This is a genomic window from Embleya sp. NPDC055664 (genome assembly GCF_053618075.1).
Genome location: NZ_JBSHGZ010000003.1, coordinates 283262 through 303018, shown reverse-complemented (window position 1 = coordinate 303018; position 19757 = coordinate 283262). Strand labels below are relative to the sequence as shown.

17 protein-coding genes are annotated in these 19757 nt (G+C 73.1%); 8 read left to right on the top strand and 9 right to left on the bottom strand.

Translation table 11 applies throughout. The features are described from left to right. The first annotated feature begins 42 nt into the window (after positions 1–42). The gene (locus ACWGR4_RS07165; RefSeq protein ID WP_452128567.1) at positions 43–576 is read left to right on the top strand and encodes a DinB family protein; all 534 of its coding nucleotides are present in this window, start codon (positions 43–45) and stop codon (positions 574–576) included. Here the strand turns inward: ACWGR4_RS07165 and lipB are convergent. Next, complete coding sequence (gene lipB, locus ACWGR4_RS07160; protein WP_452128568.1) at positions 554–1336, bottom strand: lipoyl(octanoyl) transferase LipB; 783 nt, start codon at positions 1334–1336, stop codon at positions 554–556. The genes ACWGR4_RS07165 and lipB overlap by 23 nt on opposite strands. After that, entirely contained in the window at positions 1317–2054 is a 738-nt protein-coding gene (locus ACWGR4_RS07155; RefSeq protein ID WP_452128569.1) for a class I SAM-dependent methyltransferase, read from the bottom strand. Before ACWGR4_RS07155 ends, lipB begins: the two co-directional genes overlap by 20 nt. 282 nt (positions 2055–2336) lie before the next feature. On the opposite strand from ACWGR4_RS07155, the gene ACWGR4_RS07150 reads away from it, so the two are divergent. From ACWGR4_RS07150 to ACWGR4_RS07125, 6 genes are all read left to right on the top strand, one after another. Next, complete coding sequence (locus ACWGR4_RS07150) at positions 2337–3140, top strand: enoyl-CoA hydratase (RefSeq protein WP_380001565.1); 804 nt, start codon at positions 2337–2339, stop codon at positions 3138–3140. 303 nt (positions 3141–3443) lie between these two features. Continuing rightward, positions 3444–6392 carry an AAA family ATPase gene (locus ACWGR4_RS07145; protein ID WP_452128570.1) on the top strand — a complete coding sequence of 983 codons (2949 nt, stop codon included), beginning with the start codon at positions 3444–3446 and terminating at the stop codon, positions 6390–6392. Positions 6393–6905: 513 nt separating this feature from the next. Next, positions 6906–7805 (top strand): hypothetical protein, encoded by a 900-nt coding sequence (locus ACWGR4_RS07140; RefSeq protein ID WP_452128571.1) that lies wholly within the window; start codon positions 6906–6908, stop codon positions 7803–7805. Positions 7806–8068: 263 nt separating this feature from the next. Continuing rightward, positions 8069–8812: a response regulator transcription factor gene (locus ACWGR4_RS07135; protein ID WP_452128572.1), complete on the top strand. Its 744-nt coding sequence runs from the start codon at positions 8069–8071 to the stop codon at positions 8810–8812. Then, positions 8809–10404 (top strand): sensor histidine kinase, encoded by a 1596-nt coding sequence (locus tag ACWGR4_RS07130; protein WP_452128573.1) that lies wholly within the window; start codon positions 8809–8811, stop codon positions 10402–10404. The genes ACWGR4_RS07135 and ACWGR4_RS07130 overlap by 4 nt, the downstream gene beginning before the upstream one ends. A gap of 263 nt (positions 10405–10667) precedes the next feature. Further along, positions 10668–10913 carry a hypothetical protein gene (locus ACWGR4_RS07125; protein WP_380001555.1) on the top strand — a complete coding sequence of 82 codons (246 nt, stop codon included), beginning with the start codon at positions 10668–10670 and terminating at the stop codon, positions 10911–10913. Between the two features lie 100 nt (positions 10914–11013). On the opposite strand, the gene ACWGR4_RS07120 is transcribed toward ACWGR4_RS07125, so the two are convergent. The 3 genes from ACWGR4_RS07120 to ACWGR4_RS07110 form a co-directional block, all read right to left on the bottom strand. Next, entirely contained in the window at positions 11014–11658 is a 645-nt protein-coding gene (locus ACWGR4_RS07120) for a response regulator transcription factor (protein WP_380001553.1), read from the bottom strand. Between the two features lie 56 nt (positions 11659–11714). Beyond that, entirely contained in the window at positions 11715–13007 is a 1293-nt protein-coding gene (locus ACWGR4_RS07115) for a sensor histidine kinase (RefSeq protein ID WP_380001551.1), read from the bottom strand. 195 nt (positions 13008–13202) lie between these two features. Beyond that, positions 13203–14510, bottom strand: a complete 1308-nt coding sequence (locus ACWGR4_RS07110) for an aminotransferase class I/II-fold pyridoxal phosphate-dependent enzyme (protein WP_452133996.1) — start codon at positions 14508–14510, stop codon at positions 13203–13205. A gap of 119 nt (positions 14511–14629) precedes the next feature. Here ACWGR4_RS07110 and ACWGR4_RS07105 point away from each other — a divergent pair, with 119 nt between their 5' ends. Next, complete coding sequence (locus tag ACWGR4_RS07105) at positions 14630–15289, top strand: pyridoxamine 5'-phosphate oxidase family protein (RefSeq protein WP_380001547.1); 660 nt, start codon at positions 14630–14632, stop codon at positions 15287–15289. A 39-nt stretch (positions 15290–15328) separates the two neighbouring features. Here ACWGR4_RS07105 and ACWGR4_RS07100 read toward each other — a convergent pair whose 3' ends face one another. The 4 genes from ACWGR4_RS07100 to ACWGR4_RS07085 all read right to left on the bottom strand — a co-directional run bounded on the left by ACWGR4_RS07100 (position 15329) and on the right by ACWGR4_RS07085 (position 19685). Further along, positions 15329–16006, bottom strand: coding sequence for an ABC transporter (locus tag ACWGR4_RS07100; protein ID WP_380001545.1), 678 nt, complete (start codon positions 16004–16006; stop codon positions 15329–15331). Next, complete coding sequence (locus tag ACWGR4_RS07095; protein ID WP_380001543.1) at positions 16003–16830, bottom strand: ATP-binding cassette domain-containing protein; 828 nt, start codon at positions 16828–16830, stop codon at positions 16003–16005. Before ACWGR4_RS07095 ends, ACWGR4_RS07100 begins: the two co-directional genes overlap by 4 nt. A 176-nt stretch (positions 16831–17006) precedes the next feature. Then, positions 17007–18401, bottom strand: a complete 1395-nt coding sequence (locus tag ACWGR4_RS07090) for an alpha/beta hydrolase (RefSeq protein WP_452129681.1) — start codon at positions 18399–18401, stop codon at positions 17007–17009. Between the two features lie 522 nt (positions 18402–18923). Continuing rightward, entirely contained in the window at positions 18924–19685 is a 762-nt protein-coding gene (locus ACWGR4_RS07085) for a group II truncated hemoglobin (protein ID WP_380001541.1), read from the bottom strand. Between the last annotated feature and the right edge of the window lie 72 nt (positions 19686–19757).

Here is a 19757-nt window from a genome sequence, read left to right as displayed (position 1 = left end):
AACGTCTTGTTGGAGCGGGGATGCGTGGGCCATCCTCGGCGCATGATCATTCCCGAGACCAAGAGTTGGACGTGGGTTCTCGACACGTCCTGTCCCGACTGCGGCCTGGACACCCCTGCCGTTCCGCTCGCCCGGATCCCCGCACTGACCCGCGCGAACGCCGCCGCGTGGCACGAGTTGCTCGTCTCCGGCGGCGACGAGCTGCGGAACCGGCCGAATCCGGACACGTGGTCCCCGCTCGAATACGCGTGCCATGTCCGCGACGTCTTCGTGCTGTTCGACGAGCGGCTACGGCTGATGTTGACCCGCGACGCCCCGGATTTCGCGAACTGGGACCAGGACGCGACGGCGATCGAGTCGCGCTACGCCGAGCAGGACCCCGTACGCGTCGCGGCCGATCTCGCGGCGGCGGGCGGCACATTGGCCGACGCGTTCGCGGCGGTGGCCGACGACCAGTGGTCGCGTACCGGCAACCGCAGCGACGGCATGGTCTTCACGGTGGAGTCCTTCGCCCGCTACTTCGTCCACGACCCGGTCCACCACCTGTGGGACGTCACGGGCGTGCGGGCGGATTGAGCGGCCGAAACCCGTGTGGGGCGTCCGCCTCCGTGCGCGGGGCGGGCGGGCTCGTGGGGGGACGGCGGGTGAGTTCGAGAAGCAGGGCGTCGGCCACCGCGTCGCGGACCGCCGCCTCGGTCGGGGCGGGGCAACCGGCCTCGGCGGCGAGTTCGGCCAGAGAGGTCATCGTCGTGTCCGGGAGCGCACACGCGGTGAATGTGGTGAACGCGCTCAGGTCGGGGTCGATGTTGAGCGCGAAGCCGTGGCTGCTGACGCCCCGTCGGATCCGCATCCCGATCGACGCGAGCTTGCGGTGGTCCGGTGTCCAGATCCCGACCAGGCTCGGCGCACCCGCCGGGGTCTCGCGCCGTACCGCCGGGAAGCCCAGCGCGTCGAGCGCGGCGAGCAGGCCGTTCTCCACCCGGCGCACCAGGTCGCCCGGGCCGAGCGCGCGGACGTTCAGCACCAGGTAGCCGATCAGCTGACCCGGGCCGTGGTAGGTGGCGTGTCCGCCCCGGTCCACCTCGACGAGCGGGATCGGCGAGGCCGGGTCCGGCAGGTCCGCGGCGGGGGTGCGCGCGCTGTAGGTGATCACCGGAGGATGGGTGAGCAGGAACAGCCGGTCCGGCGCGTCGCCCCGTTGCCGCTCGGCGACCCAGCGCGCCATCTCGGTCTGCGCGAACGGGTAGGCGAGCCGACCCAGGTCGACCCGGACCGGCGTGCCGTCCGCGCGTGCGTGCGGCGACGCCGGTATGCCGTCAGCCGTGTCGATCGACATCCGTGCTCTCCGATCGTTGCCGGTCGTGGGTCGGCCGACGGCGCCAGCGCATCGCGGTCGCGTCGGCCAGGTCGATGAAGTCGGCGTCCGGGAAGACCTCGGCGTAGCGCTCGCGGTACTGCGCGCGGGTGAGGTAGTGGTGGGACATCAGGTGGTCCAGCCAGGCCGTGCCGGTGCGGAAGCGGTACAGCCACCAGGCGTCGCGAACGCGCAGCCGGCGCAGGTCCCGGGCCAGTTCGCGGACGGCGAGCAGCACGTGTTGCCGGCGCGTCACGGCGGGCTCGGTGGCCACGTCGTCGACCAGGACGAGTTCGCCGCCGGGGCGGACCAGCGACCCGAGATGGGTGAGCGCGCCGGTCAGGTCCGGGAGATGGTGCAGCGTGCCGATGCTCAGAACCAGGTCGAAGCCCTCGGCGTGGTGTACGTCCAGCAGCGAGGCGACCTCGTAGCGGACCCGCTCGTGCGGCCGGCGGACCCTGGCGACTTCGATCAGCGGCGCGCTCACGTCGGCGGCCACCACCTCGGTATAGGAGCCGGCCAGGGCGAGCGCGTGCCGGCCGGAGCCGCACCCGGCGTCCAGGGCACGGTCGCCGGCGAGTTCGAGATCGGCCAGCCACGCGCCGAAGGGGTCACACAGTCCGGCATATCGGTCGTAGTCGCCCGCGAACGCGTCGAACGATCGGGGATCGGCCTTGAGCGGTTTCATTGACTTGGTCAAGAATGGCTCGCGTGTCCCGAACCACGTACGGGTTCCGAACCAGCCATGGGCCCCGATCCGGGCACGCACCGCCGACCGGATCCGCGCCCCGAACCACCGACGCGCCACCGGACGTTCGCCCTCGATCGGCGTGCGAACGCTCGCCCGATCGGCGACCGGACGCGCCACGCCGATCGTCGGCGCCGGGATCGGATCCGCGCTCTTCGGTACCCCGGTCGCCCGGTCGGACGCCGTGCGACTCGCAGTCCTTCGCCCCTCCATCATGCCGAGGATGACGCCCCCATGTCTTTCGTACTCGTCGACAAGCCCCGCCCCCACGTCACGCTCATCACCCTCAATCGACCGGACCGCATGAACGCCATGGCGTTCGACGTCATGGTCCCCTTCCGTGAGGCTTTGGAAGCAGTGAGTTCCGACAACGATACGCGTGTCGTCATATTGACCGGCGCAGGGAGGGGGTTCTGTTCCGGTGCGGATCTGGAGAATTCCGGACGCATCCCCGGGGTCAAGGGCCTGACCCGGACGAGCATCGCGCGCCGGTCGATGGAGATCCTGGACGACGTGATCCTCGGGCTGCGCCGGCTGCACCAGCCGGTGATCGGCGCGATCAACGGCCCCGCGATCGGCGGCGGTTTCTGCCTCGCCACTGCCACCGACATCCGAATCGCCTCCGACACGGCCTACTTCCGGGCCGCCGGGATCAACAACGGGCTGACCGCGAGCGAGCTCGGAATCAGCTATTTGCTCCCCCGGGCGATCGGGTCGTCTCGGGCATTCGAGATCATGTTGTCCGGGCGGGACGTGGACGCGACCGAGGCCGAGCGGATCGGACTGGTGTCGCGCGTGGTGCCGGGCGAGAAATTGCTCGACGACGCGTACCAACTCGCCGAGCGCATCATCGGGTTCAGTCGAGTGGGGGTGGAGGTGACAAAGCGGTTGCTGTGGTCGGGTCTGGAGGCCGGCAGCATGCACTCGCACATGGATCACGAGGGGCACGCCCAGTTGTACGTCAGGCTGACAACCGAGAACTTCGAGGAGGCCATTCGGGCGCGCCGGGACGGGCGGCGACCGGAGTACCGGGATTGAGGCAGGGATCGAGGCGGGGTCGAGGCCGGATCGAGACCGGGTTCGAGGCAGGGTTCGAGGTGCCGAAGGGCGATCGCATCGAGGAGTCGGTGGATGTACGGCCGAGCGCGGGCGTGAGATCGGCCCCATGTCGGTGTCACATGTCGGTAATTGGTTGGTGCGGACTTCACACGTTGAGTGAATGTTGAACATGTGTTGACCGGGAACGGGCAAGCTCAGGCTCATAGTGCGGCGGCCCGGTCGGATCCGGCGGGGCCGCCGGGCACACCACGGGGGTGTGAGCGAGAAGCGAGGAGATTTTCCGTGCCACACGGAAGGAACGACGAACTGGCCGCCGTCACGGCGCTGCTGCAACGGACGCGCGCCGGTGACGGCGGAGCCGTCGTGCTGCGCGGCGCCGCGGGGACGGGCAAGACGACGCTCCTGGCCGAGGCGGTGTGGGCGGCCAAGGGGATGACCGTCCTGCGGACGAGCGGCCCGCGCGGCGGCGGCGCCCTCCCCTATACCGGCCTGCGCCAACTCCTCGCCACGCTGCACCCACGCATCGGCCGACTGCCGCACACCAGGGCCCAGGCGCTGCGCACCGCCCTCGGCCTGGCCCCCGGCGCCGCCGACCGCACCGTGGTCGCCGCCGCCGCGTGCTCCCTGATCGCCATCGCGGCCCGCGAACAACCGATCCTGGTCCTGGTCGACGACGCCCACTGGCTCGACGCGGCCTCGGCCGCGGTGGTGGCGTACATCGCGGCCCGCGCGGAGGGGCTGCCGATCGCGGTGCTGCGCGCCACGCGGGAGGGGGCGGGCGCCGCGGCGGACGGTGTCGAGTCGGGTACCGGAGTCGCCGGGGCGGACGACGCCGCGGGGGCCGGGCTCGCCGAAGCGGATGGGCAGCGGTCGGAGCGGGCCGAAGCGGGGGCATCCGGTGGGGCGTTCCGAATGGGTGCAGCCGAGCGGGTGAGCGACTCGGGGGCGCGCGGCACGGCGAATGCCCCCGGGGACGACCCGGCCGCCACGCGAGGGGCCGAGCACGTCGCCGCCGCGGAGTCCGCTGCCGGTCCGGCCGGTTCGCGGAATGCGGGCACGGACGAGGCGACGCGTACGGCCGAACAGGCGACCGACGCCGAATCCACGGCCATCCACGACGGGGCCGCCCGGGCCACGTGTGACGCGGGTAGCACGGCCCGAGTGGCGGCGGAGGCCACCCGGGACGAACTGCCCGAGGACGCCCGGCGGACGAGCGGGGCAGGTGACGCCGAGGCGGGCGCGCGGGCGGGTGACGCGGCCCGGGGGCGCGACGGCGACTTGCCGGTGGCTGCGGGCGGCGGGGCCGCGGCGGCCACGGATGGTCGGCGGGGCGAAGCGGCCGACGGCGTGTTCGCGGCGTCGTCCGCGCGGCGTACGGCGGACGGGTCCCGTTCGGGTGCCGGCTTCGGGGCGAACGAGGCTGCCGGACGAGAGGCTTCGGGCACGGGATCGGGCTCGGGCTCGGGCGTCGGTGGGCGGTCGGGGCGGGCCACCGGTACCGACGTCTTCTGGGGTGGCGGACTCGATGCCGGCACGGACGCGGACGCCCGGGGCACGGGCGGCGGCACCGGTACCGGTACCGGTATCGGGAACGACCACCGGCCCGAGTCCGCGCGGGCCACGCGGTCGGGCGTCGACCGTGACCACGATCGGGTGACGGCGGGTACCTCGTCCGGGTCGACTGTCCGCAGCGGCGAGCGATCGGGTGCCGGCCGCGTCGCGAGCGGTGGCGGGCCGGCGGCCGGCCTGCCCGAGGAGGCGCGCCGACTGCTCGCGCTGGCCGCGCTCGAACCGGCCGCCGACCTCGACCAGTTGGCCGTCGCCGGACGGCGCATCGGCATCGGGCGCGGCGCACGGCTCGCCCTCCTGCGGGCCGACCTCGTCGACACCACCGAGCATCGGGTGCGCTTCCGCAACGCGTCGGCGCGCGAGGAGGTACGCCGTTCGCTCAGCGCGGCGGAGCGCCGCTCCCTGCACGGAGCACTGGTCTACGCCGCGAGCGGCGCCCTCGCGTACCGGCGTCCCTGGCATCTGGCCGCGCTGGCCACCGGGCCCGACGCCGATCTCGCCGCGGCTCTGGAGGCCGGCGCGGGCCGTACCCGCCGCGAACTCGGCGCCGGCGCCGCCGCGGCGACGTGGGAGCAGGCCGCCCGGCTCACTGCCGACCGCCCGACCGCCCGCCGCCGCTTCGTCGCCGCCGCGTACGCCGCGTGGGAGGCCGGCTTCCCGGTCCGCGCCCGCACCCTGCTCGACACCGCCGACGCCACCGATGTCGAGGGTGTCACCGACGAGGGCTCGTCGGCGCACTCCTCCGGTACCGCGATCCGGCTCCGCGCCGCCCTCCGGCACGCGGAAGGGCATCGTTGTGAGGCGGGCGCGCTGCTCCTGGACGCGGCCCATGGTCGCGCCGCCCTGCTGCTCGCCGCGACCGGCGCCGCGTGGGAGGCGGGCGACCGCGCCCGCACCAGCCAGGCCCGGACCGCCCTGGCCGCACTCCCCCTCGCCTCCGACGACCCGCTGCGCACCGTGGTCGCCGCGCTCGGCGCCGACGGCGTCTCCCCCGCAATGGTCGCCCCGGCCACCCGGGCCCGGCTGTACGGCCTGGGCATCGCGCTCTGGGAGGTGACCCCGCTCGCGGTCCACGCGGCGGCGACCGACCAGGCGGCGTACGAGGTCCTGCTCGACGAGGCCGCGGTGCTGCGCACCCACGGCGCGCGGGGCGCACTCGCCGCGGCGCTGATGCCGCTGGCCGTCGCGGGCGCGCTGTCCGGCCGGGCGGTCGAGGCCGAGACCCACGCCGCCGAGGGCCTGCGCCTGGCCCGCTCCACCGGCCAGGGCACGCTGGCCGCCTGGTTCCTGGCCGCGCTGTCCATGGCCGCGACCACCCAGGGCCGCATCGCCGAGGCCCGCGACGGCGCCTGGCAGGCCCTGCGGCTGACCGGCACGCAGGGCCTGACCCCGGTCGGCGCCTACGCCCTGTACGCCCTCGCCGTCGTCGAACGCGCCGAGGGCCGCACCGAGGCCGCCTGCGAACTCCTGGCCACCGCCCTGGCCGCCCCCGCCGGCGCCCTGATGGAGGTCCGCATCCGCGCCGAGTTGGCCACCGCCGGTCCCAACCGCACCGGTCTCGCGGCCCTGCCCCCACGCCCCACCCACCCCCAACTCCCGGCCCTGACCCTGACCGGCCGCATCCCCAGAACCCCCCAACTGGCCGCCGGCAACGGCGCCTGACCCCACCCCGCTCGCGGTCCGGCCGGCTCCCGGCCCGGTGGCCGCGGATCGTCACCGCCACCTACCGGGCGGCGTTCGACCGGGTCGAGGGCAGGCCGCCCGACGGCCGAGATCACCTTCGGCCTCGAAGGCGCTCGGGTCGGTACTCGGAACGGCCGCGTCGATCGGGCGGGGGAACGGCCGATGCGGATCGTCGAGAAGATCGTGGCTCGGCACCGCGCCGCCCCGGCACATCGGTGTGGCCGCGGGCCGACCGTCGCGCGGTCGGGCGCCCGAGGGGCGGGCCCGTGTCTCGGCGACCCGCCGCGCCGGCCTCCCACCACGCGGGCGATCCGCTCGTAGGGTGGGTGGCGCAGCGATTCGCGCGACCTTGATTGCGCCCGGTCCCCGAGGAGAGCGAGAACCAGGCATGCGCGACGCGACAGCGACGTCTCGCGGGACTTCGCGGCGAGTTCCGTGCGCCGGGTGCGGCGGGGCGGACTTGTTCGCCGGCCACGTGGGTAGATCGTCGGCGTGACCGAACGAGGCGCGATCGAGGACTGGGACACCCGGCTGGGTTGGATGCGCGCGCTCGTTTCGGACGACGAGGTCGCCCATCGCCGCGCACTGGACCGGTATCTGCTGGTGACGCGCGACATGCGCGCGGCGCGCGAGGCCTACGACACCATCGTGTTGCGGGTGCCCCGCTCGGTCTCCGCCGAGGAGGGCGCGTGGCGGCGATTTCGCGATGCGTGGCTGCTCACCCCCGATGCCGCGCTGCTCGCCGACTCGCCCCCGCCCGCCGAGGTCCCGGACTGGGGCGGGTTGCCATACGCGCTGACCTATCTCGAATGGGAGGCCCGGTTCCCCGCCGAGTGGACCCGGCACGCCAAGGTCTGGAGCAGCAAGCAGCGCCTGATCCGGCTGCTCGCCGTCCCCGGTCACCACGGCCCGGCCCGGGCCCGGCTGCTCGACCTGGTCGAACTCGTCGTCTACCGGCGCCACCGCTGCAAGGACCGCGACTACTCGCGGATCGCCCGCGTGATCGACGGCGACGATCTGCGCGCGCGGCTGGAGAAGGCCCGCGTCTCGGGAGAGTCGTGGACCCGCGACCAGGCGGGCCACGTGTTGTGGCTGCTGCGCAACCCGCAGGTCCCGATCAACCGGACGAACTGGTTCCGGTGGATGTCCGCGAAGGCCGACGCGGACGACCCGCTCGACATCGGGACGGAAGGCTTCATCGGACACCCCGAGCAATCGCGACACCGCGAACACCCGGAACACTCGCAACGCCCGGAACACCGCGAGCGCCCGAAGCACCCCGGACGCCCGGAAGACCCCGAACACCCGAACACGCCTTCGGACCCGCCCCCGAGCCCGCCCGACACCCCGCCGAACCCGCCGCCCGCCACCCCTCCCCCCACGCACAGCTGACGCGCCGTCATTCCCGGTACACGGAGCGGCTTCCCGCCATAGGTTGTGCTGCAACATCGGCAACAACCGTTCGGGGGCGACATGGGTCGAGCCGACCCACGCGCGACGCGCCGCGTCGTGATCCGCGACGAAGGTGCGTCCACCGAGGCCACCCCGCGAACACCGATCCCGGGCAACCACCCCCACCCGCACCCGAATTCGTCCCCCCATCCGTACCCGGAGCCCCGCGAATCGCGGACTCCCGAAACGGAGGCCGCGATCCGGTGACCGAGGCTCCCGCAACCCCCACCCCGACCCCCACCCCACCCCACGTTCTGGTCGTCGACGACGACCCCTCCATCCGCCGGGCCCTGGAACGCGGCCTGCGCCTGGCCGGCTATCACGTCACCCTCGCCGCCGACGGCACCCGCGCGCTGGACCTGATCGAGCCGGCCGTGCCCACCGCCGCGCCGCAGGTCGTGGTCCTGGACGTGGCCATGCCGGGGATCAGCGGCATCGAGGTGTGCGCCGAACTGCGCGCCCGAGGCGCCGCGACCCCCGTCCTGATGTTGTCCGCCCGCGACGAGACCGCCGATCGCATCGCGGGCCTGGAGAGCGGCGCGGACGACTACCTGGTGAAACCCTTCGATCTGCGCGAACTCGACCTGCGGTTGCGGGCGTTGCTGCGGCGCAGACCGCCCGGGCCGGTGGGCGACGCGCCGCTGCGGGTCGGCCCGGTCACGGTGGACGTATCCGCGCACATCGCCTCCTGCGCCGGCGTCCGGCTCGACCTGACCCGTCGCGAGTTCGCCCTCCTGGAGGTCTTCGCCCGCAACCCCGGCCTGGTGCTGACCCGCGATCAACTCCTGGACCGGGTCTGGGGTTACGACTTCGACGTACGCACCGACGTGGTCGACACCTTCGTCAGCTATCTGCGCCGCAAGCTGGAGGCGGACGGTCGGCCGCGCGTGCTGCACACCGTTCGCGGCGTGGGCTTCGTACTTCGGGCCGGCGGCGGTCCCGGATGAAGCTCTCCACCCGCGTCGCACTGTCGGTCGCCGTCCTGGTGCCCTTGCTCGTGCTGGGCGCCGGCACCCTCGTGGTGCACTGGGTCCGGGCCGATCTGTTGGCACGTCAGGACCAGCAACTCCAGCAGCGCGCCGAGCGGTTGACGCCACCCGCCCGCGCACTGTTGCGGGCCGACCTGGACGTGCGCCAACAGGCCCTCCGCACCCGCCAGTACCGCGTGCTCAGCATGGCGCTCGACGTCGGCGTGCGGGTGGATACCCCGGACGGGCCGCTGATGGTCGGTCCGCAACCACCGCAGACCACGACGCTGCCCGCCCGTGCGCCGAACCCGGTGACCGTACACGCCGGTCGGCTCTCGTGGCGGATGGTCACCAGGCCGCTGCCGACCGGGCCGATGTACGTGTTCCTGCCTTCGGGCGAACCCGAGGCGCAGGCCGCGCTGTTGCGTCGGCGGGTGTACGTGGTGACCGCGTTCGCCGTACCGCTGTCCGCACTCGCCGGGCTGGCCGCCGGGACCGCGGCCACCCGGTCGCTGCGCGCGCTGCGCCGGCGTGCGGCCCGGCTGGATCCGGACGACGGCACGCACGAGGCGGTACACGTGTCGTCGGGCGTGGTCGAGGTGGACGAACTCGGCCGCACCCTCGACGACGTGCTCGGCCGATACGCCGAGCAGACCGCGCGCACCCGCGAAGCCCTGGAGACCGCGCGCTCGTTCGCGGCGACCGTCGACCACGAACTGCGCGGCCCGCTGACCGGAATGCGCACCGACCTGGAGGTGCTGACCACCTATCCGAACCTGGCCGCGACCGAGCGTGCGGATGTGCTCGCCGACCTGTGGGTGGGCCACGAGCGGGTGTTGTCCGTCCTGGCGGCGCTGCGCGCCCTCGCCCAGGGCGACCTGGTGGACGCGACGGCGTTCGAGGAGGTGGAACTGGGCGAGGTGGCGCACGCGTCGGCCCGGAGCGCGCCCGCCCACCGGCCCGGCGTCGAACTCCCGGTCGAGATACGGGTGGAGGCGCCGCACGAGGTGGTGGTGTACGGACTCGCCGCGGGGTTGCGGCTGTTGGTGGACAACCTGGTGGGCAACGCACTCGTGCACGGCGCGAGTCGGGTCTTGGTGAAGGTGCTTCCCGGGCTGGACTGCGGCGTGGTGTGCGTGGACGACGACGGGCCCGGGATCGCACCGGAGTTGCGCGACGTGGTGTTCGAGCGTTTCCACCGCGGCCCCGGCAGCGGCGGCGCCGGGCTGGGTCTGACCCTGGTCGCTCAGCAGGTGGCGCTGCACGGCGGGCGGGTCACGGTGGGCGTCCCGCCGAGCGGCCGCGGCACCCGGATCGAAGTGGTGCTCCCCCTGCGCGCCGACCCGACCGCCGCCCGCGAACGCGCCTGGCTCGGCGTCCTGGGCCGCGTGCGGGACGAAAGCCGAACGGCGGACCGGGAGAAACCCGAACCCGCGCTCCCACCCCCCGCCGCGCCCGCCGCCCCCACCGTGCCGAAATCCCGATCCGCAGCTCGATCCGGAACGGGATCCGCCGTGAATTCCCGCTCTCCGACGGCCCATTCACAGAAAACCCACAAGGAACGCCCCTAGCCTCCTGCTACGCCGTGCCCGCCCGGGGTGGGGCGGGCCCGGCGTTTCGGGGAGGCCGCGGATGCCTGAACCCCACCGCAGGCGAGGAACGTTCCTCGCCGCCTCGACAACCTCGGGGGCGTTGTGCACCTCGCCCCCCGCGTATGCGGCAACGCCCGGTGGCGGCGGCCACCGGACGACCGCGCAGCCCTCGTGGCACCCGCGCGAGACCGACCTCGGGGCGGTCTCGCGCGGTGTGCCGAACGAGCGGTGAGTCCGGCCGGGTGAGTCGCGGCCTGGCGCTGCCCGGGACGGCGGCGTGCATGCTCGCGGCGGTGATCTCGACCGTCATCGGACTGACCGCGTGCGGCGACGCGACCCAAGGTGGTCCGGGCACGCTCGAGTTGGGGACCACGGGGCCCGCGGCCGCCCCCCGATCCGCCCCGCCGTCCACGTTCGCCTCGCTCGTGTCCGGCCCACGGTACGTCGTTCGCCCCGCACCCGCGGCGGCGGAGATGCCGACGCCCTGAACCTACGGACGGTCCCGTGGGCCGGTGTGGGACGCGCGGATCCCGGAGGGGGAGATCCGCGCGTCCCACACCGGCCCTGCCCCAACCCGTGCGGCGACGGTCACAGCTGCAGGTAGCGCAACACCGCCATCACCCGTCGGTGATCGGTGTCCGAGGGCGGCAGATCCAGTTTGGTGAAGATGTTGCCGACGTGCTTCTCCACCGCCCGCTCGGTCACCACCATCTTCTTCGCGATCGCCGCGTTGGTACGTCCCTCGGCCATCAGGCCCAGGACCTCGTGCTCGCGCGGGGTCAGCGTGTTCAGCCCGCCGCTGCGCAGGCCCGCGCCGAACAACTGGGTGACCACCTCGGGGTCCAGCGCGGTGCCACCGGCCGCGACCCGCTCCAGCGCGTCGGTGAAGTCCCGGGTGTCCACCACCCGTTCCTTGAGCAGGTAACCCACCCCCGCCGCGTTGCCGCCGAGCAGTTGGGCGGCGTAGCGGGTCTCGATGTACTGCGAGAAGACCAGCACACCGATGCCGGGATGCTCGCGCCGGATGTCGATCGCGGCCCGCAGCCCCTCGTCGGTGTGCGTGGGCGGCATCCGGATGTCGACCACGCACACATCGGGTTTGTGCTCGGCCACCGCCGCCCGCAGCGCGTCGGCGTCGGGGACGGCCGCGGCCACCTCGTGGTCGCGGTCGAGAAGCAGTTGGACGAGGCCGTCCCGCAGGATGGCGGCGTCCTCGGCGATGACGATGCGCATGGGCTCGATCGTCCCATGCCCGGGCCGGCCCCCCGGCCGGCGGCCCGGCGACCGGCTCAGCCACGGATCGGCAGGTCCACCGTCACCTGGGTCGGCCCGCCGGTCGGGCTGTCGATGCGCAGTACGCCGTCCACCGTGCGGGCCCGCTCGACCAGTCCGGTGAGGCCGCTGCCCTTGCCCCCGTGCGCGCCGCCGCGCCCGTTGTCGGTGACCGACAACCGCAGCAGGCCCTCGCGCACACTCACGTCGACGATCGCGGCGGTCGCGCCAGAGTGGTGCGCGACGTTGGTGAGCAGCTCGGCGGCGCAGAAGTACGCGATGGTCTCGATCGTGGCGGGCGGCCGGACCGGGATGTCGGTGCGCACCTCGACCGGCACCGCGCTGCACGCCGCAAGGGTGGCCAGCGCGGCGTCCAGGCCCTGGTCGAGCACCGGCGGGTGGATCCCCCGGGCGAGGTCGCGTAGTTCCACGATCGCTTCCCGGGCGTTGCCGAGCGCGCTGTCCACGAGGATGCGGGCGCGGTCCACGTCCATCGGGCGCTCGGTGTCCTCGGCGTCGAGTTTCTCCCTGGCCAGGCTCAGGTTCATCGCGAGCGCCACGAGTCGGGCCTGTGCGCCGTCGTGCAGGTCGCGCTCGATCCGGCGCAGCGTGGCGGCCGAGTCGTCGACGGCGATCGCGCGGGTCTCCTCCAGGTCGGCCATGCGCTGGGCGGACTTGCTGGGCCCGAGCAGGGCGGGGATGAGCAGGCGGTCGAGCAGTACGACGCCTCGGACCGCCCACGGCGCGAGCAGCAGGATCAGCACGCCCACCACGGACACGACCAGTTGCAGCGGCAGGGTGTCGAAGTACAGGTCGTTGATCTGGATCCCCGAGTGGTGCACGACGCCGTCGGAGTCGGTGACGTGCGGGTCGAAGGCGGCCATGAGCACCGGGTAGACCAGCAGGACCAGGCCGTTGCCCCAGAACATGCCGGTGACCATCACGATGAGCAGGCCCAGTGGGAGCTTGAGCACGGTGTATGCGACCGCCCGCCAGCCCTCGGCGTTGCCGAGCGCGGATCCGAGCAGCCCGAGCGGTCCGGGCCGGCGCCGGAAGGGGCTCAGCGGCGGTACCTGGACCCCGAGCATGGCCCGGGCCAGGCCGCGATGCACGCCGCCCCACGCGCGAGCGCCCATCACGAGCAGGGCGAGGAGGGGCAGGCCGATCAGGGTGACGGTCAGGGCGATCCCGAACGCGGCGAGCACGAAGGCGACGCCGAATCCGAACACCGCGAGCGGGAAGGTGAGGATGGCGTAGCCGAACTCGGCCCATGTTCGTCGGGTGAACGGGGCCTTCAGGAAGGTGGGCATCGGCATCCTCGGAGTGCTGCGGACGTGACGGTGGAGTGTGCCCATGCTCTCCGGCACGGGGACGCGGATGCGAGGGTGACAGCCCCCGACGTCACGGTTCGGTTTGCCCCACCTCCCATCACGGACATTGTGCCGCGTAGTCCCGCGGCGACCGGCCGCCGCATCCCCGGGGACCTCGCCGCGCCGGGTCCCCGTTCACCGCCCCGGGCGGGCCGCCCCCGTGTGTACCGCCTCGGCGACCGCGTCGGCCAGCGGGCCGGTCTCCTCGGCGGTGAGCGTGGCCACGGTGATCCGCAGGCCGGGCGGCGAGGTGATCCGGTAGCGCGCGCCGGGGGCCACGACCCATCCCCGGGCGAGCAGGCCGGCGACCGCGGCGGTCTCGTCCCGGACCTCGATCCACACGTTGATCCCGGTGTCGCCCACCGCCCGCACGCCCCGCTCGCGCAGTGCCTCGATCAGCCCGGTCCGGCGCACCCGGTACGCCTCCCGGGCCACGCGGATGTGTGCGGCGACCTCGGCGGAGGTCCACGCGTGGGCGACCGCGTGCTGGAGCGCGTGGCTGATCCAGCCGGGGCCGAGCCGCTGCCGGCCGATGATCCGGTCGATGGTGATCGCGTCGCCGGCCAGCATGGCGCAGCGCAGGTCGGGCCCGTACGCCTTGGAGGCCGAGCGGATGTGTGCCCAGTGCGTGGTGATGCCGGCGAGGGTGTGCAGGTCGCGGCCGGAGATGTCGTTGCCGTGGTCGTCCTCCAAGAGCACGGCCCGCGGGTGTGCGGCCAGGATCGAGCGCAGCGCGGCGGCGCGTTCGGCGGACACCGAGGCGCCGGTGGGGTTGTGCGCGCGGGCGGTGACCACGAACGCGCGGGCGCCCGCGCGCAGCGCGTCCTCGGTCGCGGCCGGGTCGGGTCCCTGGTCGTCGACGGGGATCGGGCGGGGGGTGAGGTTGAGCGCGCCGAGCAGGTCGAGCAGGTTGCTCCAGCCCGGGTCCTCGACCGCGACCAGGTCGCCGGGGCGCAGGTGGGCGGTGAGCGAGCGCTCGATGCCGTCGAGCGCGCCGGAGGTGGCGGCCAGGTGGTCGGTGGGTACGCCCGCCGCGTCGAGCACGGTGCGGGCGGCGTCCTCGAACGGCCGGTACAGCGCGCCGTGCACGTACAGGGGTCGCCAGTGGCTCGGCTCGGGGAAGACCGGCGAGGGCAGCAGCGCGGGGTCGGGCTCGCCGCTCGCCAGGTCGCGCGCGCCGGGCGGCACGCTCGGGCCCAGGGTGTTGCGCTGGGTGGTGGCCGGGCGGGCCCGGATGCGGGTGCCGGCCCGGCCGTGGGTCTCCACGATGCCGCGTTCGCGCAGGGTGCGGTAGGCGGCGGCGACGGTGTTGGCGTTCACGCCGAGTTCGGCCGCGAGCGTGCGCACGGGCGGCAGCGCGTCGCCGGGGGCGATCTCGCGCGCGTGCAGGTCGCGCTCGACGGATGCGGCGATGTCGGCGGCGGTGCGACCGGTGGTGGCCATGCTTCTCCTGCGTCCTGGGCACATTCCGGGAGGAGGTTATGCCGTTGACAGCCTCCCCAGGTCCGGCTTTATTGTACTACTCCAAAGAGCATTTTGAACTAGTACAAAGGATCTTCGTGATGGCCGAGTACCCCGTCACCGCCGCCACCGCCCCGAAGCGTCACCGCGACCGCATGCGCTACGACGTCGACGTGGTGCACGCGATCCTGGACGCCGGCTTCATGGCGCACGTCTCGTTCACCGTCGGCGGCCGACCCCAGCTGATCCCGCTCGCGTTCGGACGCGACGGGGAGCGCCTGTACCTGCACACCTCCAGCGGCGGGCAACTCGCCCTCGCCGCCCGGGCGAGCGGCGCCGAGGGGGTGCCGGTGGCGATCTCGGTCACCCACGTCGACTCGGTGGTGCTCTCCCGCTCGGCGATGCACCACTCGGTGGACTACCGCTGCGTGATCGCGCACGGCCCGCTCGTGCACGTCACCGACCCCGACGAACAGCTGCACGCCTACCGGGTGATCATCGACCACCTGGTGCCCGGCCGTGCCGACGACGTGCGCGCGCCGAGCCCGAAGGAGAACGCGCAGACCACGGTGTTGCGCCTGGACCTGGACCAGGTGGCCGCAAAGGTCCGCGACCACGGCCTGGCCGAGGACCCCGACGACCTCGACCTCCCCTACTACGCGGGCGTGGTCCCCCTCACCACCACCCGGGGCCCCATCCGCCCCGACCGCGCCGACCAGGCCCTCCCGCCCTACCTGGCCACCTGGCTGGGAGCCTCCTGAGCGGTGACGGTGCGGGGGGACGCCGCCGATGACGCCCCGTCAGTCGTGTTCCACCCGGGCGGCCATGCGGCAGGTCAGGGCGATGGCGACGACGAATACGCCTGCGGTGACGGCCAGTTGGGTGGTGGGGAGGGTGATTTCGTCGTTGGTGGCGGCGTCGGTGAGCACCTTCAGCACTCGGGCCGCCGGGCTGCCGGGGGTGACCAGGGCGGCGAGGGTGAGCAACGCCGCGATCGGGACGGCGTACGCGGCTCGGCGCAACACCGGACGGTTCGTCAGCGCGCCGATCGCGACGCCGGCCAGGATGGTGACGAACTGGGCCATCGCGCCGGCGGCGAGCGCCTCGCCGCGACCGACGCCGTGCGTGGCATGGTTGGCGATGTGGTCCGTGCCGGCGGCGAGCGCGCCGGTGCAGATCGCGGCGAGCAGGCAGGTCAGGGTCAACGCGACGAGCAGCCCGGCCAGGTGCGCGCGCCCGGGTCCGACCGCCGCCGAGGCGGTGTGCCGGGCCGCCGCGGGCTCGACCGTGACGGCCACGCGCGTCAACCACACCGCGGTCGGCATGATCGCGGCCGCCGCCCACGCGAACGAGGACAACAGCGGATCGCCGCCCGCCACCCCGATGCCCATCACCGCGGCGTAGAGCAGGACCGGCGGCACCCACCGATACGAGAGCAGCAGCAGCGCCGCCTGATAGCGCACCACGGCGGAGATCACGCGCCGTCTCCTTCCCGATGGACCGCCCGGACGCTGATCCCGGGCACGGCGGTGAGCAGATGCCGTAGCAGCGCGTCGGAGTGCGCGGTGCTGCTGTGCAGGCGCACCACGCCGGGCCTGCTCTGCTCGCGGACGGGATCGCCCGGGAGTCGGTCCAGTTCGGGGCTCGGCCCGGTGTCGATGTCGATCAGCACCCGGATCGCCTGGGCCTCGGGTATCGCCGCGACGACCGCGCCCGCCTCGACCCGATAGGTCTCGTACACCTGGTCGGCGAGCCGCCGGGGGTCGTGGTCGACGAAGACCACGGTGGCGCCCGCCTCGATGCGCTCGACCACACAGCCGTCCAGGACGTCGCGCGAGGGCTGGTCGAGCCCGGTCCATGCCTCGTCCAGGACCAGCAGATCCGGTTCGGCCAGGAACGCCTGGGCCACCGCCACCTTTTGGCAGGTGCCCTTGGACAACCCGCGCAGCGGCGCGCGTATCTTGTCGGCGAAGCCGAGGCGTTCGGCCCACTCGTCCGCGCGGCGCCGGCTCTCCCGGCCGGTGAGGCCGTGCAGTCGGCCCAGGTGGGTCAGGTATCGCCGGGCGGTGAGCGGCAGTTCGGGCGGGAAACGCTCGGGCACGTAGGCGGCCGAGCCGCGTTCGGTGACGCTGCCGGTGGTCGGCTCGCACACGCCGGCCAGCACCCGCAGGAGGGTGGACTTGCCGCCGCCGTTGCCGCCCTCGACCCGGATCAGCGCGCCGCGCGGCAGATGCAGGTCCACCGCGCGCAACACCCACGGGCCGCGCAGGCCGTACCGCTTGCCGACACCCGTCAGGTGCACCGTCGTCCCCCTTCGCCGAACCTCGGCAGCAGACCTTACGGCAGCACGGGGTCCGGCACATCCCGCGGCCGGCCCGGCAACGGCGCCAACTGCCTTGACCGGCAGGGCGGAACGCGCGGACGGGCCCGTCGCCGAGGCGACGGGCCCGTCCTTGCCGAACTCCGGTGCGCGGTGCCCTACAGGGCGGTCTTGGAGACCTTCGGGGCGTCCGCCTTCAGCTTGGCCCCGGCCGCGTTGGGGACCGGGTCGGGCTGCTTCTGGCAGACCGCGTCGGCCGGCCCGTGGCCGTTGCCCTTCGGGGTCTTGCCGGTGATCAGGTACTCGTTCAGGTAGTCGTCCAGGCAGGTGCTGCCGCTGAGCGAGATGCCGTGGTTGCGCCCGCCCTGCTCGACCACGAGGGCCGAGTCGCGCAGCAGGCGGTGCATGGTGACGCCACCCTCGTACGGGGTCGCGGCGTCGTTGGTCGCCTGGAACAGCAGCGTCTTGGGCAGCTTGTCGTTGGCGACGTTCACCGGCTTGAGGCTGCTGGTGGGCCAGAACGCGCACGCCGCGTTGAACCAGACGTTGTTCCAGGTCAGGAACGGCGCCTTGGCGTAGGTCTTGACCGCGTCCCGGTGCCAGGTGGCCCAGTCCTTCGGCCACGCCGCGTCCCGGCACTGGGTGGCCAGGTAGCCGCTGTTGATGTTGTCGTTGCCGGGACTGGCCGCCGCCAGGTCCTCGTAGGCGGTACGCAGCGGACCGGTGACGTGGTCGACCGCGTAGCCCGAGAAGCCCTCGGCCAACTCGGCCCAGTAGGCGTCGTTGTAGCCGCCCTGCGCGAACGCGTCCTCGAGTTCGGAGGCCCCGACGACACCCTCCGCCGGCGCCTTGGCCAGCGCCGCGCGCATCGTGTACCAGGCCTTCTCGACCTGGGCCGGGTCGGTGCCCAGGCGGTAGTTCGCGTCGTACTTGGCGACCCAGGCGAAGAACGCCTTCATGTTGGCGTCGAACGCCACGTCCTGGGTGAGCTGGCCGCCGTACCAGACGCTGTCCCTGCTCGGGTCGACGATGCTGTCCAGCACCAGGCGCTTGACCCGGCTCGGGAACAGCTTGGCGTAGACCGAACCGAGGTAGGTGCCGTACGAGTAGCCGAAGTAGCTGATCTGCTTGGCTCCCAGCGCGGCGCGGATCGAGTCCATGTCCGCGGCCTGGGCCGGCGTGTTCATGTACTTCAGGAAGTCGCCGTACTTGTCACCGCACGCCTTGGCGAAGGTGTACACCCGCTTGATGTTGGCGAATTCGTCGCCGAAGTCGTCGGGGACGGTGTTCGGACGCACCGGGTTGTTGAAGCCCGGGACGCAGTCCAGGTGCGGCTCGCTCGCGCCGGCGCCGCGGGGGTCGAAGCCGATCACGTCGAACTGCGCGGCCACCTCGGGGCGCAGGTTCTTCGCGACGTAGCCGGCCAGACCGCGGCCGGGCGCGCCGGGGCCGCCGGGGTTGACCAGGAGCGGGCCGAGCGACTTGGCGGCGGTGTGCGGAATCCGCGACACCGCGATCGTGATCTTCTGCCCGTCGGGACGGCTGTGGTCCATCGGGACCTGCAACGAACCGCATTCCAGCTTCGGATAATTCGAGCTGCCGCAGTTCTTCCAGGCGATGGGGGTGGACGCGGACTCGGCCGAGGGCGCCGGGGAGTCGTCCGCCAAAGCCGGCGGGGCGAGGGTCAGGAGCCCGCCCACCAGCGTCGTGGCGGCTGCGAACGCGACGAGAGTGTGTCTCTTCACGTGGGTGTTCCTCCATGTGACGGAGCTGTCACGAGTGACATCGACGCCGCAGATGCTGCCGTGCGAAGGACCGATGCGACGAGGGGACGGTCGGTACGGAACGGAAATCCTTGCCAAGGGGAGTGGTTACCGTTACCCAAATTTTGGGTTTGAACCGTGATACGTCCGTTTGGCCGCTTATATCAGCAATCTGATGGGCAGTCAGCCGCCTGCGGACCGTATCCGACGCGCGTAGCGGCGGAGTCGGGTCGGCTCCCGTTCGGGTTCGGGTCGGGCCCTCGTCGGGCCCGACCCGCGATCCCGTCGGCCGTGCGCCGGCCGGGCGTGTGCTCAGCCCCGATACGGCGGCGTCTGGCCCCAGTCCCAGCGCGGCATGGGTGTTTCGGGCAGCGGCGGCGGGTTGGGGCCGGAGTAGATGATCGCCATCCGGGTGCCCCACTCCAGGTAGTAGGCCAGCACGCCCCGGAACTCCGGGTCGGCGGGCAGTTCCACGTCGTCGGCCGTCTCCAGGAGCAGGGCCACCCAGCGCCGCCGCTGCGTCTCGCTGATCCCGCGGCCCAGGTGCTTCGAGGCCATGTGCCGGTGCCCGCCCAACTCGGTGCTGTAGCGCGCCGGGCCGCCGAACACCTCGGCCAGCCACGCCGCGACGTGCTCCGCATGGTGCGCGTCCATGTCGGCGAACACCGGGGCCAGGATCTCGTCCTTGGCCACCCGCTCGTAGAACGTGGTGAACAACTTCTCGAACGCGGGCGCGCCGCCGGCCCACTCGTACAGCGTCGGCGTCGACCCGCCCCGGCCGACCACTTCGGTCACCGCGTAGTGCCGCATCTCCTCGATCGCGGCCACGTACGGCCGGATCGCGGCGAAGAAGGCGGCGAAGTGCGGACCCTTGCGGAAGCCGTTCAGGTGCTCGTCGGCCGAAGTCCAGCGAATCCGCAGGATGTACGCGGACGGCTCCTCCGCGCATCGGCTCAACTCGTAGTCCACACACTCCGGCGCGGCGGCCAGCGACTCGGCCGCGCGGGCGTAGGCGGCCTCGAATTCACCGGCCTGCCCCTCGGCGATCGTGTAGCGGATGTATTCGACGATCATGAACGGTCCCCCATGCCAGGCGCTGGTTCGATCGCGTCAACCATAGGCAGGATCACCGGCGCGGTGATCATC